The organism is Deltaproteobacteria bacterium (assembly GCA_016213065.1).
Taxonomy (GTDB): Bacteria; UBA10199; UBA10199; order SPLOWO2-01-44-7; family SPLOWO2-01-44-7; genus JACRBV01.
Genome location: JACRBV010000068.1, coordinates 1 through 14,994 on the forward strand (window position 1 = coordinate 1; position 14,994 = coordinate 14,994).

9 protein-coding genes and 1 pseudogene are annotated in these 14,994 nt (G+C 46.0%); 2 read left to right on the top strand and 8 right to left on the bottom strand.

Going from position 1 to position 14,994, the window contains the following annotated elements; genetic code table 11:
• A partial coding sequence (locus tag HY877_04035) for a hypothetical protein (GenBank protein ID MBI5299447.1) occupies positions 1-5,669 on the bottom strand: 5,669 nt, incomplete at its 3' end.
• A gap of 212 nt (positions 5,670-5,881) precedes the next feature.
• On the opposite strand from HY877_04035, the pseudogene HY877_04040 reads away from it, so the two are divergent.
• A pseudogene (locus tag HY877_04040) lies at positions 5,882-6,079 on the top strand (type II toxin-antitoxin system VapB family antitoxin).
• Positions 6,066-6,476 (top strand): PIN domain-containing protein, encoded by a 411-nt coding sequence (locus tag HY877_04045; protein MBI5299448.1) that lies wholly within the window; start codon positions 6,066-6,068, stop codon positions 6,474-6,476. The pseudogene HY877_04040 and the gene HY877_04045 overlap by 14 nt, the downstream one beginning before the upstream one ends.
• A gap of 2 nt (positions 6,477-6,478) precedes the next feature.
• On the opposite strand, the gene HY877_04050 is transcribed toward HY877_04045, so the two are convergent.
• From HY877_04050 to HY877_04080, 7 genes are all read right to left on the bottom strand, one after another.
• On the bottom strand, positions 6,479-8,035 hold the full coding sequence (locus HY877_04050; protein ID MBI5299449.1) for an NADH-quinone oxidoreductase subunit N: 1,557 nt from the start codon (positions 8,033-8,035) through the stop codon (positions 6,479-6,481).
• Positions 8,032-9,531, bottom strand: a complete 1,500-nt coding sequence (locus tag HY877_04055) for an NADH-quinone oxidoreductase subunit M (protein MBI5299450.1) — start codon at positions 9,529-9,531, stop codon at positions 8,032-8,034. The genes HY877_04050 and HY877_04055 overlap by 4 nt, the downstream gene beginning before the upstream one ends.
• Before the next feature lie 3 nt (positions 9,532-9,534).
• A complete protein-coding gene (gene nuoL / locus HY877_04060; protein ID MBI5299451.1) occupies positions 9,535-11,523 on the bottom strand; it encodes an NADH-quinone oxidoreductase subunit L in 1,989 nt (662 codons plus the stop codon).
• Positions 11,524-11,633: 110 nt separating this feature from the next.
• Positions 11,634-11,933: an NADH-quinone oxidoreductase subunit NuoK gene (gene nuoK / locus HY877_04065; protein MBI5299452.1), complete on the bottom strand. Its 300-nt coding sequence runs from the start codon at positions 11,931-11,933 to the stop codon at positions 11,634-11,636.
• Positions 11,934-12,021: 88 nt separating this feature from the next.
• Entirely contained in the window at positions 12,022-12,516 is a 495-nt protein-coding gene (locus tag HY877_04070) for an NADH-quinone oxidoreductase subunit J (GenBank protein ID MBI5299453.1), read from the bottom strand.
• A gap of 4 nt (positions 12,517-12,520) precedes the next feature.
• The gene (locus HY877_04075) at positions 12,521-13,786 is read right to left on the bottom strand and encodes an NADH-quinone oxidoreductase subunit H (protein MBI5299454.1); all 1,266 of its coding nucleotides are present in this window, start codon (positions 13,784-13,786) and stop codon (positions 12,521-12,523) included.
• A 227-nt stretch (positions 13,787-14,013) separates the two neighbouring features.
• On the bottom strand, positions 14,014-14,994 hold a 981-nt coding region (locus HY877_04080; protein ID MBI5299455.1), incomplete at its 5' end, for a molybdopterin-dependent oxidoreductase.

Below are 14,994 nucleotides of genomic sequence, written 5' to 3' on the forward strand. Positions count from 1 at the left end.
ACGAAAACATAAATATCATCGGAGCCTTCTTTTGTTAGCAATCGGAAATTTTCAAGAAAACGGACATAGATATTCTGCGGGGGATTTTCTTTTTTCGCCGCTTCCCATGCGGCAAATTGTGCTGGATTATTTTGTAACAACACAACATCATCGGCAGTTAAAACAATCTCCTCTCCTAAAATATCTCTGACTTTTAAGGTTTTTCTCTCGTTTGAACGAATCCAACGAATCACCTCTTCACTATACATATCTTCGATAAGAAAAGTGCCATGTGCCGTAAAAATAAAAAATCGTTTTGTCAGATTTGAGTCAATCCATGCTTCAATTCCATGTCGCGCAGAATGAAGCCTTCCTTTTAACTCTGCGGAGTCGGAAACATGAATTCCAAAAATCTGTCTTGTTCCATTTTTTATCAAATAGGGAGCGGAAGGAATTTCGGGCATGAAAGGAATTGCGCGAAAAGGTCTTGGAGTAACGCGGCTCACCCATGTTTCAAACCGTTCCCGCAAATTGTTGATGGAAAGTTGTAAAGCGGCCCTGCGTTGCAGTTTTACATCTCTTCCCTCTGACACAGCTTGACTCGCCTCTTCAAGGTTTTTCACCGAGGAAGACAATGCTTCACGATGTACAACGCTTCTTCCGGCAAGTTCACGCAATGTTTTCAGTGTTGCATCTACATCTGGAAATCTTTCATTTTCTCTGTTCAAACTCTCTGTCTCTGTATCTTCCCTCGCCTTTTCTTCATCATGTGTTTTCAAAAAAACTCTTCGACGGGTGCCCATTTCCAAAATATTTTCGAAAGTGGATGAGCGTGCTTCTGCTAAAATTATGATTTCCTCGTATTCTTTTACCAATACCTCATCACGATCATCAATTTTTTTTTGCAATATTTTTTGCCGGCTTAAAGCATCCACCATTCTTGATGCAGTGGCCAGCAATGGCTGTGCCTGAGCATCCGCCTTAAAACTCTCATGCATGGCGCCCAAATCCGCCAACACTCTTTCTCGGCGCGCGGCAAGACTAGCCCTTGCGGCTACTACCTCTGCTGTTCTCTGTTCCAGTTTTTGTCCCATTTCATCAGTGGTTTTTGTCACCGCTTCGGCATTTGTAGTACGGTCTAAGGACAGAAAGAGCGGAATCAGTTTATCGGTGCCTCGTTTTAAAGCCGTGTGGGCGCCTTTTGCTCCATCCAGTCTTCTTCCCTCTGTATCCAATGCATGGGCAATTGCGTCGAAATCCGTTTTTCTCTTTTTCAGAACACGATTGTAATCGTCTCGTCTTGTCTGCGATCCTCTCCACTCGGTCACATCAACCGGAGTGAAAGCGGGAACAACCGGAACGGGAAGAACAAGGACCGCCTCTATCTCCGCACGGCTTTTCTCCCAACGTTGTTCCAATTCACGAACTTCTTTTTCGGTCTTCTTTTTTTTATCCGCTTTTTCTTTTTTCAGACGGTCTTGAACAAGTGCGTATGCCGCATCCACGGCCTCGGGCATGAAACGCCTCGCCACTTTTTGCCCAAGCAGTGGAGCTATCGCCTCGTAATCTTTTGTCCCCTCGGCAACTAACTCCGGAGTCATCTGAAGATCCTTCGCCACTTCTGCGAGGAAGGCATCCTTCGTGGCGGCCTTTGATGTTTTTGCAATCGCATCCAGCGACAACAAAATCAATTCGTCTCCCTCTTTGAGATTTTGCACCAACTCACGGAGATAATTGTTTAATAAAATCCGGTACGACCGGATCGCGAGTTCCCTCACCTCTTGAAGAGGGGCAAAGTGGCGACTCACTTCATCTATAATTGCTTCGTCCAACGCCACGGGAAGAAATCCCAAAATCCGATTATTCAAATAAAAGAGGACCAGCCTTGCAAGAGCGACTCTGTCGATGAGGTTTGCGTGTTGTCCATATTTTCTTTCAACATAATTTCCAACACCGATGGTGGCATCTCCCACCATATTTTTGAAGCGCTCCATTGTTTCCCATTGATAGTCTACAAAAGATTTTAGGCGGGACGACGTCTGGATTGTGGGTTTTGTTCCATGGCGCAGTTGAGGCAGAAGATTAAAATAGGCGCGTCGAAGCATTGCATCGAGAGCATAAGGCTGAAGCCGTTCTGCCAACATGCCTTCCAGCGGCAAAGGTGCATGAGTCTCTTCGAGTTTTGAAAAACTTATCCGATCGCCAGCCTGATTGTATTCCGCAACGGCCCTTCTTAAATTTCTCGTTAAAACAGTTCTGTGTCCCCTCGCTTCGGGATGCTGTACCAAGAGGCGATCAACCACTTCCTGCAAAACTGCTTCCACAACAGGAACCGGCACGTTCAATCCACGCGCCGATGGGAAAGCATCAATGTAATTTCTCAACGCAAGTTCGGAGAGCTCTCCAATTTTGATATCGCCCGTAGCAGTTCCGTTCGGAGCAACAGCATTTGTCCTGACACCGATCAGCGTGAAAAAACTTTCAAGGCGGTCCAGTGCCTTTTCGGCCTCCGCCTCTTCTGAATAAACTTTCCGGACTAATTCTCCGAGCCTTTTGCCATTATGGATATAATGCGGATGCCGGATCGCCAGAAAATAATCTTCGGCAATTTCGATATCTCTTTCCGCAAATGTTTTTCTCTCCGTCTCGTTGTAGAAATGTCGGAGGTCGTTTTCCCACAAAGGAACATAGAGATAATAAGGCTCTCTCCCATTCCCAATGGGCAACGTTTTGACGGCAAGAAGTTGAACTAGCTCCGCCTCTATGACGGGAAGTTGTTGGGTCGCGAGGATTTCTGTCAGTTTGAGATTGTCCTGCACTGCCTGCATCAAATCGGCTGGCGATTCAGCGAAATAGGGAGAAACTTCCGTGACAATTCTTTGCGCGTCTTTTAAATCTTTTTCAGTCAGCACTCCTTCTTGTCTTAGCTTGGCAATCACAATGCGCAGATGAAAAAGGGTCTGTTGGTTGTGCAAACCACGAAGGTCATCTACCACCACCGCCACAAATCCATTCTCCATTTGAGCTGACTTAGTCACTCCCCGCACACTGGGAGCAATCACATAGGGAATGGTGAGAGAGCCGGCCTGCTTCAAGCCGCGCGCGTGGACAAGCAGATGCCATTCATGGAAAAGACGATCAATGCCGCGATAAAATTTTCTCAAATCGGCAAGATAATTTTTCGCCTTCTCATCACGCAAAGGAGAATCATAGGACAAGTCATTAAGATCGCCGCGATAAAGTGCATGCTGTTTTCGAATGCCCTGAAGTTTTTCCCTGAGTGCAGAAACGGTGGTTGCCTCGCCACTCGCTGTTACCAACGGATAATTTAATCCCAAAAATTGCTCAATTGTCTCTGCTCTCGCTTCCAGAATTTCTAGTTTGGTATCAAACTTTCCGGATCGCACATCAGAAACGGGCCAACGTCTTGCAGACACAAGTTCTGACCCATTCTGCTCGCCGGACGAATATTGAAACGCAGGATCTTCAGGATAAATTCTCAACCGATAACGGGAAACGATTGAGGGATCTCTGTGTGAAAGCACGGTGCCCGAAACATCTCGAATATCGGTGGCCATCGGCATCACATCAATGAGACGAAGCATGACCAAGAAATTGTAAATTTCTTTCTGATGCGTTTCATCGCCACCGGCTTTGTTTGAAATATATTCAGCTATTCTCGCCAGTGTCACCCACCGCGGACGTTCCACTTCTTCCCCAAGCAACCCGCGAAAACCAGAGCGTCTTAACGCCGCCGCAAAGTTACCATAATTAAGAAACTGAAAACCGATTCCTTTAACGATATTTGGTGCGCGCACAACGATTTCATTTTGGCCGTCAGCTATTTTTTGCGCCGACTCTCTCATTTCACTGACCGTCGGAAAAATTGACGCAAGGTAATCCAAAAAATCAAGGCTCATGCCGTAACGCTGACACATTCTGTCAAGCTCCAGATAAACCGCCCACATTTTTTTATGTTCTTCCGGTTCGATGGCAACGTCTTGATCCAGAGGTGTCTCGGCAATTCCCAACTCCTTGCGTTTTCCCCACTGGCGAACGGTACTGTAGGTAAGACCCACACGCGACTCAAAATCTGCACGGGTTTGAGCTTCTCCCAAACGGAAAGGTAGATGATCGATCAGATCGGCAAGCGTCCATCCTTTTTCAAAAGGAGCGTAAGAAACTTTTTGAGCAACAACGGAAGATCGGGCTGAGGGATTCAGAGTCGGCAAATCTTTTAATTCACTTAAGGAAGGAGATTCTCTTCCGGTAACGATTGCAAAAAAAGATCGGAGCGCTTTCAAAGCTTCTTCGGTGTAAGCGTCACGATTTTCAGCTCTTACCAAAAGCAAACGCACCAGATCGGCTTCAAGACCGTGTTCCTTTAAATAAGTTTCGTTGAGTTTGGAGCCCACGCGTTGGGATAAAAGACGAACATATTTATAAACCAATTCCATCATCCCATTAGCCGCCTGAATTTTTCCTTCACCCACCAGATTTCCATAAAGCATTTCCAAAATGGCGTGATATTCTCCCATCTTTTGCACCAGATCCGCGTAAGAAAGATAACCGGCTCCAGCGCCCGTTGAAACAGAAGCCAACGGAGCAACACGATGTGATTCCCAAGTGACAAGACCATAAACAAGCTCTGTTGCCTCACGATAGAAAATTCCCTCCGCTTCCGAAGGTAAACTCAAACGGGAGGCGCTTTCTTTCCAAACACGGTGGGCCGCGGCGTAAACCACTTCTCTCAAAAAAGTCAAAGCAAGCGGAGTCACTCCCTGAAAATGACCAAACCAGTAGCGAATATAAGTCTGCACCAAACTCCGCAAAACCTCTTCGGGAATGCTTCCTCTGTGAGGGTCGTGGAGTAGATCAGCGACTTTGGGTTCTATTTCCCGAGCAAAGGATTCAACCCATTTGGGATCCACCGTCGCTTTAAAAACTGCGTCCAGTTTTAACGACAGAAGTTGCAGATATGTTTCTTGAACGGCTTGAACTATTATAAGGGCAGGCAAAGCCCCCTCCACCGGCAAAGCCGGCGGAGCCTCCCCCTCACGTTCGCTTTGCTCACTTTTTAAACTTTCTCTTCTTAATTGTGATTCCAAGGTTGCAACGAGTTGGCGCGCAATACCAAGAGATTCTCCCGAAGGGATTTCTGAAATGAGATTTTCAAAAGTGGCGTAAAGCGCTCTCGCTTCAGCTATCTGTCGTTTTAATTCTTCAGGGCGAACGCGTCTTGGGGGAGGAGGTGTGGAACGAGCGGGAGCTCCAGCCCCCATCATGAATACCGCTCCGTCTGTAATGCGAGCACCGTTTGTATCAACACGCGCTGAATGCGGCAAAAAAAATTCTCCGATTTTTTTTGGATCACTAAAACGGCGAACACCCAATTGCCTCAGTGCAAGATGGGGCCGGATTTGCGCGTAATATCTTGAAATACCGCGGGCCAGTTCTGCGAGCAGTTGTCTTTGAGCTTGTGGATTTTGACGGCTTTCTTGATAGGCTTGAATCTGCGCAAAAAAAGTATCAACGGCCGCACCATCGGCATGCGCGGAAACCATGAGCGTACCTAGCTCCACAAGTGCTTCGCCGGTTTCGGCACCCCATGCCTCTTGGGTAATCGCCAATTCAAGCGCGGGCAAAGTTTCAAACTGTCCGGTTGTAATTAATGTTCCAATTTCACTCATCGCCAACTTATCGGCAATTTGTGGAAAAAGTTGTGTGAAAAAACAGTAAGGAATTTCAGAGAGTTACACAGGTGTCCGACACCTTCTCATGCTCAAACTCCGAGAGCCATTGTCCGGCAGATCGGATGGAAACGTCATGGACATCTTTTTCCTGCCTCAAATTATGCACCAGCGCTTGACATTTCACAAAAAATGCACATAATTTTCGCACAATGCGCACAACAGTTACCTTGGACAGCAAAGTACTTCAAACCCTCCAACAGGTGAGCCGGGCCAAGACGAAGGCAAAAGCAGTTATGACCGCCGTTCAGGATTATCTAAGACGTCACCAGATCGCAAAAATAAAAAATCTTAAAGCAAAACTCAAATTTGATCTGGAGGCCGACGAGATCCGTCATGCCCAAAGATAATTTCGTCCTGATCGACACCTCCGTTTGGATTGACTATTTTCTCAGGAGAGATTCCGAACTCGAACAGAAAGTGGACTCACTATTGGATAGTGCCCAAATTGCCATGACGGCTGTCGTTCAAGCAGAACTCATCCAAGGATCCAGAAGTGAAAAAGAAGTCCAGAAACTCAAAGAATATTTTAAGCCCCTTTTCTGGATTCAAGGCAATGATACGCATTGGCTGAAAGCCGGTGAGATGTCTTTAAAGTTGAGACAAACCGGCAAAACGATCAATCTTACCGATTGCTATATCGCAGTTCTTGCCCAAAGCGCATCCGCCAGTGTTTTTAGTCTGGATAAACATTTTGTTTGGATCGCAAAAATAGGAGGATGTTCCTTGTTTGAAAGTAACGCTTGACGTTACGACAACCAAGCGACAGTTGAAGACTGAATGAGTTCCAGTAAATTCGAGGGGAAAAGTCCCAAGAGACTGACACTTAAAAAACAAATCCAAATAACCGCAGTGACTGCCGCGGGGGAAGTAAGCCATGTCGACGTATCTTCCTGAGTTCTGGTTTCTTCTTTGCCGCCAAAATACATCACCACGACGGGGCCCAAATAGTAATAAACCGAAATGACACTATTAAGAAGACCGATCACGACAAGCCAAATGGAACCCGCCTGCACCGCCTGAAGAAACATGTAATATTTTCCGAAGAATCCCATGGTGGGAGGAATGCCCGCAAGCGAGAGCAGAAAAACGGTCATCACAAATCCGAGGAAAGGTTTTTTCACGCCCATCCCTCTGAGATATTGCATGTCACAATGTTCTTTTATAGGGGCAGGCAAAGCCCCCTCCACCGGCAAAGCCGGCGGAGCCTCCCCCTCACGTTCGCTTTGCTCACTCGGTATTAGTGCGATGAGAACTGCGAAAGCTCCTACCGTCATCAAAATATAAGTCAGAAGATAAAAACCAATACTCGCCACAACAGCACTGCTCTGTTGCGGAAAAGCAACCAAGGGAATCAAAGCATAACCGGCGTGGGCGACGGAAGAATAGGCGAGCATTCTTTTCAAATTTCTCTGGAGAAGAGCCGCCACGTTACCAACAGTCATTGTCAGCGCAGAGCCGATCCACACCACTTTCGTGAAAAGAACGGGGTCCCATTGAAAAAGCGCCCAGATAATTCTGAGCAACGCCGCAAAACCGGCCGCTTTGACGGCGGTGGCCATAAAGGTGGTCACCACAACAGGAGCGCCTTCGTAAACATCGGGCGCCCAAAAGTGAAAGGGAACGATGGCGATTTTGAAAGCCAAACCCGCCACCATGAGACTTAAACCCAGAAGCGCATAGATTTTGGTGTCACCGGAGAAAGTCATCGCACCACTTTGATGAAGGGCGATAATGTCGGTGGTGTTGGTGGCACCATAAATAAAGGCAATTCCCAAAAGCAAAAAGGCGCTGGCAAAAGCACCCACGAGAAAATATTTTAGCGATGCTTCGACACAAAGAACATTGGTGCGCTGGAAACCGCAGAGGACATAAACAGAAACCGACATAATTTCCAGTCCCAGAAAAATCACCATGAGATTGGAACCCGACACCATGCACCCCATTCCGAAAACCATAAACAAAAGCAATGCATAATATTCGGGGCGCGCAATACCAAAAGACTTTAGATAGGAATGAGAAAGCAGAAGAACAAAAACCAGTGCGAGCAAAAAGAAGAGAATAAAAAGATAGGTAAATTTATCAAAAAGTAAAAAACCGATGGCGTCTCCCGTTGCTTCAATCCATCCCCGCCATGCCAGAAAAATGGAAACAAGAGCCGTGACAAAAGCCACACCAAAACTAAAGAGATGCGATTTTTTCAAAAAGGGACCCACAAACAAAATCAAAAGAGCGGCGCACAAAGGCACTCCCCAAGGGGCAATCTGTTGCAACATGGAATACCAGTTAAGATTAAATGTGATCATTTCTTAACCACCATTTCAACACGCGTTGTTAATTTCAAAAAATTCTCTGTTGAGGCGCTGATTTTTTTCAACAGGGGTTGGGGATAAATGCCAATCCAGATCATCGCGACACAAAGCGGCACCAAAACACAAACTTCTCTCCACTTCAAATCTTTGAGTGAGCGATTCGCGTCGTGATTGATTTTTCCATAGAAAACTCTTTCCACCGCCCAAAGCATATAGACCGCACTTAAAATCACGCCCGTTACGGCAACGATGGCAAAAATTTTCTTCGCCTGAAAAATTCCGAGCAATACCATAAATTCTCCAACAAAATTATTGAGTCCGGGCAAACCGATCGACGACAAAGTTACAAACACAAAGAAGAAGGCATACATGGGAACCACTTTTGCAATCCCGCCGTAATCGGCAATCAAGCGCGTGTGACGGCGTTCATAAACCATTCCGACGAGAAGAAAGAGCGCGCCCGTGGAAAGTCCGTGGTTAAGCATTTGCAACACAGCGCCCTGAACACCAATTTGATTCAGAGCAAAAAGTCCCAAAATCACAAAACCCAAGTGAGCAACCGAAGAATAGGCGACCAATCTCTTTAAATCTTTTTGAACCATCGCCACCAGAGAACCATACACCACACCGATTACCGCCAGCGTCAAAATAAACGGACCAAATTTCACCACGGCTTCCGGGAAAAGAGGCATGGCGAAACGATAAAAGCCGTAGGTTCCCATTTTCAGCAAAACACCGGCGAGGATAACGCTACCCGCTGTGGGGGCTTCCGTATGCGCATCCGGCAACCATGTGTGTAGCGGAAAAATTGGCACCTTGATGGCGAAGGCAAACGCAAAAGCCAAAAACATCCAGAGTTGTTCCTGATGTGTGAAAGAGGCTTGTACCCAATCCAGCAAATAAAAACTCTGCCCTGTTTTGAAATAACCATACAAAATGGCAATCAGCATCAGAACGCTTCCCACCATTGTATAGAGAACGAACTTGAAAGCGGCCATGATCCGTTTGCCCGATCCCCAAACACCAATCAGGAAATACATCGGGATCAACATAATTTCCCAGAAGACATAAAAGAGGAAGAAGTCGAGTGCCGCAAAAGTGCCGACCATGCCGGTTTGCAAAATAAGCATGAGAAAGAAAAATTCTTTGACCCGATGTTCAATATCGCGCCACGAAGAAAGCACGACAATCGGCATTAAAAAACTTGTGAGCAAAATCAGAAGGAAACTGACTCCATCCACGCCGAGGCGATAATAAATATGGAACACCGGAATCCATGAAACCGTTTCCTGAAATTCAAAATCCGGAATTCCCTGAAAATGAAAATAAGCCCAAAGGTTGAGAGCTAAAACAACAAGGGTTGTGCCAAGAGCCGTTGCCCGAATGGAATTAAATTCCTTCTTGGGCAAAAGCAAAATGAAAAACGCCCCCGCCGCCGGCAGGAATGTCAGCAAAGTTAATACATGCAATTGGATCCAATGAATGAGCATAAATTAAAACACAAATTTCCAAATCAACAACACGGCTCCGACGACAAAGAAAAAGAGATATTGTTGTACCACACCGGTTTGCGCCATGGTGATGAGGCGGTTCCAGAGGAGAACCATGTGACCGGTTCCATGCACCCCGCAACCATCAATCACCTTGGCATCAACCACATTCCACAAAAATTTCTCCGACACGAACCGGATCGGGCGGATGAAAAGAAAATTATATATTTCATCGACCCAATATTTATTGAGCAACGTTTTATAGACAAGTCGCAGGCGTTCCGCCAATTTGACCGGTCCTTCGCGACGCTGTGCGTACATCACCCACGCTAAAATTGCAAAATGGAGAACCCACAGGAAAGAAACCACGGTCAAAATAATTTCGCTGGCATGACTTCCTTCAATCGTTTCGTGCACTACCGATTTTCCAAAGACTGGGGCAAGCCAATAATGAAAGCGGTCCGCCCCTCCAAACGCTTCCGGAATACCAATCCATCCTCCCACCAGCGATAAAACTCCGAGAAAAATGAGAACCAAAGCCATCGACGGAGGAGATTCATGTACTTTGTTCCATTTCGAAACTCCCATTTGCGGTTGTCCAAAGAAAGTCATCCCAACGAGTCGGAACATATAAAATGCGGTGAGTCCGGCACCAATAAATCCCATCAACCAAAGGGCCGTGTGCCCGTTGTGAAACGCGTGCCACAAAATCGCATCTTTACTGAAGAAACCGGCGAAAGGGAAAATACCGGCGATGGCCAAGGCTCCCACCACAAAAGTCCACGCGGTGATCGGCAGTTTATCTTTTAGACCACCGTAATTGCGAATGTCTTGTTCGCCGCCCATGGCGTGAATCACCGAACCGGAGCCCAAGAATAAAAGGGCTTTGAAGAAAGCGTGGGTCATCAAATGAAAAATCGCGGCACTGAAAGCTCCAACTCCCAACGCCAAAAACATGTAACCCAATTGCGAAATGGTTGAATAAGCCAAAACTTTTTTGATGTCGTTCTGCACCAAACCAATCGTCGCGGCAAACAGCGCCGTTGCGGCCCCAACCCAAGCTACAGTAGAAAGAGCCACGGGCGATAAAACATACAAGAAGTTGAGACGAGCCACCATATAAACACCGGCCGTCACCATCGTGGCCGCGTGAATCAGGGCAGAAACCGGCGTGGGGCCGGCCATGGCATCCGGCAACCAGACATATAAAGGAATCTGGGCCGATTTTCCGCAAGCTCCCAGAAAAAGAAGCAGGCAGATGGGTGTGGCAAAGGGCATTAAAAATGCGGAATAATTTTTGATGACATCGATATTGAAAAAACGAAATTCGGTTTCACCGGCGGGAAGCTGTGCCGAAACCAGCGTGGTGTAAATCAAAAACATTCCCAACAGAAAACCCGCATCGCCGATTCGGTTGACGACAAAAGCTTTCTTTCCCGCCTTCGCTTTTTCTTCGTCTTCGAACCAGAAACCAATCAAAAGATAGGAGCAAAGCCCCACGCCTTCCCAACCGACAAACAAAAGAAGAAGTGAATCAGCCAGCACAAGAATCAACATGAAAGTCAGGAAGAGATTCAGGTAGCAAAAATAGCGGGTGTATCCTTCATCATGTCCCATGTAACCCATCGAATAAATATGGATGAGAGAACCCACGCCCGTGACAACCATACCCATCACAAGCGAGAGTTGGTCAAACTTCAGACCGAAATCGATCGTCAAATGGTTCGAAAAAATCCAAGTAAAAAGCGGCGGAGTGTTCATTGTAGGTGTAGGGAAACCTATCAACGTGATGAAAAGAGTACAGACAATTACAAAAGAAAGAATTGGAAAAAGGCATCCAACCAATGATGTTAAAAAATGAGAGGTATGTTTTTTGAAACGGGCGGCGACAAGAGAATGCAAACCATTGATCGCAGCACCGGCCAAAGGGAAAGCAATCACAAGCCACGAAAGTGTTTGCGGGGAAATAAGTTTATAAATTTGGTTTAACATGATTAAAAATTAAAAACCAAAAATAAAAAATCAAAAACACATATCAAAAATTAAAAATTTTTGATTTTTTATTTGTGTTTTTGATTTTTTATTTTTAATCTTTGGTTTCTTCATCCTCTTAAATTCTTCACTTCATCCACATACAATGTCGGTTTATTTCTAAACAAGGCCACCAGAATGCCGAGCCCTACCGCGGCCTCTGCCGCCGCAACCGTCAACACCATAAAAACCCAGACATGTCCATCCATCGAATTCAAATAACGGGCAAAAGAAATAAAAACCAGATTTACGGAAGAGAGCATCAGTTCAATCGACATAAAAATAATCAGAAGATTTCTGCGAACCAACACACCAAAAACACCGATGCAGAAAAGAAGGGCGGCAAGAATTAAATAATGGTTTAGTGTGATCATTTCATTCAATATTAAAAACCAAAAATAAAAAATCAAAAACACATATCAAAAACAAAAAACTTTTTATTTTTAATCTTTGGTTTCTTCACAGTCTCCTTTTCCCCATCACCACCGATCCTACGATTGTCGCTAAAATCAGAACGGAGGTTAATTCAAATGGAACCAGATACCGCGTGAACAAAAGTTCTCCTACCGGATTCGCGAAACCAAAGTCTTGGGCAATGGCAGGCAAAGTGCCGACGTGTTCTTTTAGAATTCCAAGCACCAGCAACATAATCAGATAAATGGTAACCGCGCCGCCGATGACACCGGTGAATTGAAGCGTGCGGGCTTTAAGTTCCTCGGCACCAATATTGAGGAGCATGATCGTAAAAATAAAAAGAACCATGATGGCGCCGGCGTAAAGTAAAACCTGAATCACGGCGATGAAATGCGCCTGCAACACCACATACATGGCGGCAAAACCAAAAAAAGAGGCAATGAGCCAGATGGCCGACGTGATCGGATTACGACGCGTCACCATCAGGAGCGAAGTGAACACCATCAACCCGCCAATTATATAAAAAAGAATCCGTTCCATATTTTTAAATCCACAACACCACCAGTCCCGTCACGAGCAGATTCGCCAATGCTAAGGGCAACATTGTTTTCCAACCCAAGCGCATCAGTTGATCGTAGCGAAGACGGGGCAGGGTCCAGCGAACCCAAATAAAAAAGAAACAGAAAAATAAAACTTTCGCGAGAAAGACTCCCACCTGAAGCGCCGCGATAAAAATATTCTGTCCCAACGGATTCAGGTGAATTTCTATTCCCATCACTTTCAACACAATATAGAGCGCCAGCAGTGCGACGCCCATCAAAATACCGGGCACGCCGACCACAAGAGGTTCATAGTCTCTCAAATCACCGTAACCCTGTTTTTTGAAACGTCGCGCGATAAAAATTCCACCCAAAACGGAAACTGCCACCAACGAAAGCCAGACAAAACGAAGCACGGAATCGACATGCGCGCTAATCCAATCAGAAGAAATAAAAGGAAGATTCCAACCGCCGAAGAAAAGAGTTGTGATGATGCAGGAGCCGATAATAATGTGGGCATATTCACCCATAAAAAAGAGGGCGAACTTCATGCTCGAATATTCGACGTGAAAACCGGCCACGAGCTCCGATTCCCCTTCGGGCAAATCGAAAGGCAGGCGGTTTGTCTCCGCGAAAACGGCGGCAAGAAAAATAAAAAAAGCCAAAGGCTGACGAATAATATTCCAATGCCACAAACTGGCACCCTGTTGCATAACAATGTCGCTCAACCGTAGAGACCCCGAGAGCAGAAAAATGCCGACTACGGCCAAACCCATGGCAACTTCATAACTGATCATCTGCGCCGAAGAGCGAAGACCTCCCAACAAAGAATATTTATTGTTTCCCGCCCAACCGGCCAGCATAACGCCATAAACACCAAGACTCGACATGGCAAAAACATAAATAAGTCCCGCATTCAAATCGGCTACCTGCAACAAAAATATTTTATCGCCATAGTGGATGGGCGCCGCGAATGGAACCACCGCGAGTGTAATGGTCGCAACAAACATGGTAATCATCGGCGCCAAAATAAAAAGAGGTTTGTTGACGTTGGCCGGAATGATGTCTTCTTTGAAGAGCAATTTGACAACGTCGTTCAAAGCATTGATAAGACCGCCAAGACGCACTCCTAAAATGGCGGCGCGGTTGGGTCCGCGGCGATCCTGAATATAAGCCGCCCCTTTTCGCTCGAGCCAAATCAAAACCGGAACAAGGTTGATCACCACGAAAAAGATTAAAACAGTTTTAAGTGCCGCTATTGCGTAGTCCATAAATTGCAAGATCAGAAACTATATAGATCAGTGACTTATGATTAAATGACGGGTGGGGTATTTGACTCCGCAAATCCTTTGGATTCGCTGCGCGGCCCAGCAAAGCTGGGCCTTGCTGGGGTTGTCAGCCCGATCTTTTGGGAGGGCGTGTAACCCGTAACAAGGGTTGGCTTTGCCAACCCGCGTAGCAAAGTCGTAGACTTTGCGGAGTCAAATGACAGGCCCCGTCATTTAGTCATAAGTCCTTGGTCTCCTATTTGTTTATAATTGACTCCATTCAATTCTTTCAACTCCTGCGCCAATTTTGCAAAAACTGTTTCGGCTGAATTCCATGAAACGGGTTTGTCTAGGCGCTGGGCTAATTCTGCCAGTGTCTCCCAAACAGGTTTCGCGTGACCTTTTGGTTCGAAAGCTTTGTCTGCTTTCTGAATTCTTTTTTGTCGATTGATAAATGTTCCATTCTGTTCTGCAAACGTGGGTTTGGGCAAAATAACATCGGCCCAAGTACCGGATTCCGACAAATTGGATGTCATCCACACCACCAATCGCGGATTGGCGGCGATAATTTTTTCTTTCTGCACCTCTGTTAAATAATCCAACACAAAATAGATACCGCCGGTCGGAAATTCATCACTATGTGTCGAAATCCCTACAGGTCCCCCCACTAGGGGTCCGACACCTAAGAGGGAAAGGAAATTGGTGTTCGGATTTTTATCGGCGTCGATCAAAAAATTGTCGTGCGAAGGATTTTCCACCTCTTTTTTCGTCGCCAAAAATTTTGAGTTTTTAAAACCATTTTTTATGAAGTGATACAGTGCAAAATTTTCCTCGCAGGTCGACTGGGCCGACAAAACACCCACCACTTTTACATCTCCCAGACTTCCGCCGCAAACATTCAAAACTTTTTGCAGGGCTTCGCTCCATTCTACCTTTTGCAATTTCCCCTCTTTTTTCATCAGAGGATCCAACACGCGCGTTGCATCGTTAATAAATTTATAGGAGAGGCGCCCTTCATCACACATCCAACATTGGTTGACCGCTTCATTTTCACGCGGGCGATAACGGTAAACAGACGCATCGTCCCAATCGAGCTTGATGTTACAACCAGTGGCACAATGGGTGCAGACAGATTTGGCTGTCTTCAAAAACCAAACTCTCTTTTTGAAACGAAAATCAGTGGAGGTTAAAGCGCCCACAGGACAGATATC

Excerpts from the sequence above, each read along its gene's own strand:
- HY877_04055 (MBI5299450.1), bottom strand. The coding sequence starts at position 9,531 with ATGCTCATTCATTGGATCCAATTGCATGTATTAACTTTGCTGACATTC.
- HY877_04070 (MBI5299453.1), bottom strand. The coding sequence starts at position 12,516 with ATGGAACGGATTCTTTTTTATATAATTGGCGGGTTGATGGTGTTCACT.
- nuoL (MBI5299451.1), bottom strand. The coding sequence starts at position 11,523 with ATGTTAAACCAAATTTATAAACTTATTTCCCCGCAAACACTTTCGTGG.
- HY877_04045 (MBI5299448.1), top strand. The coding sequence starts at position 6,066 with ATGCCCAAAGATAATTTCGTCCTGATCGACACCTCCGTTTGGATTGAC.
- HY877_04075 (MBI5299454.1), bottom strand. The coding sequence starts at position 13,786 with ATGGACTACGCAATAGCGGCACTTAAAACTGTTTTAATCTTTTTCGTG.
- HY877_04050 (MBI5299449.1), bottom strand. The coding sequence starts at position 8,035 with ATGATCACATTTAATCTTAACTGGTATTCCATGTTGCAACAGATTGCC.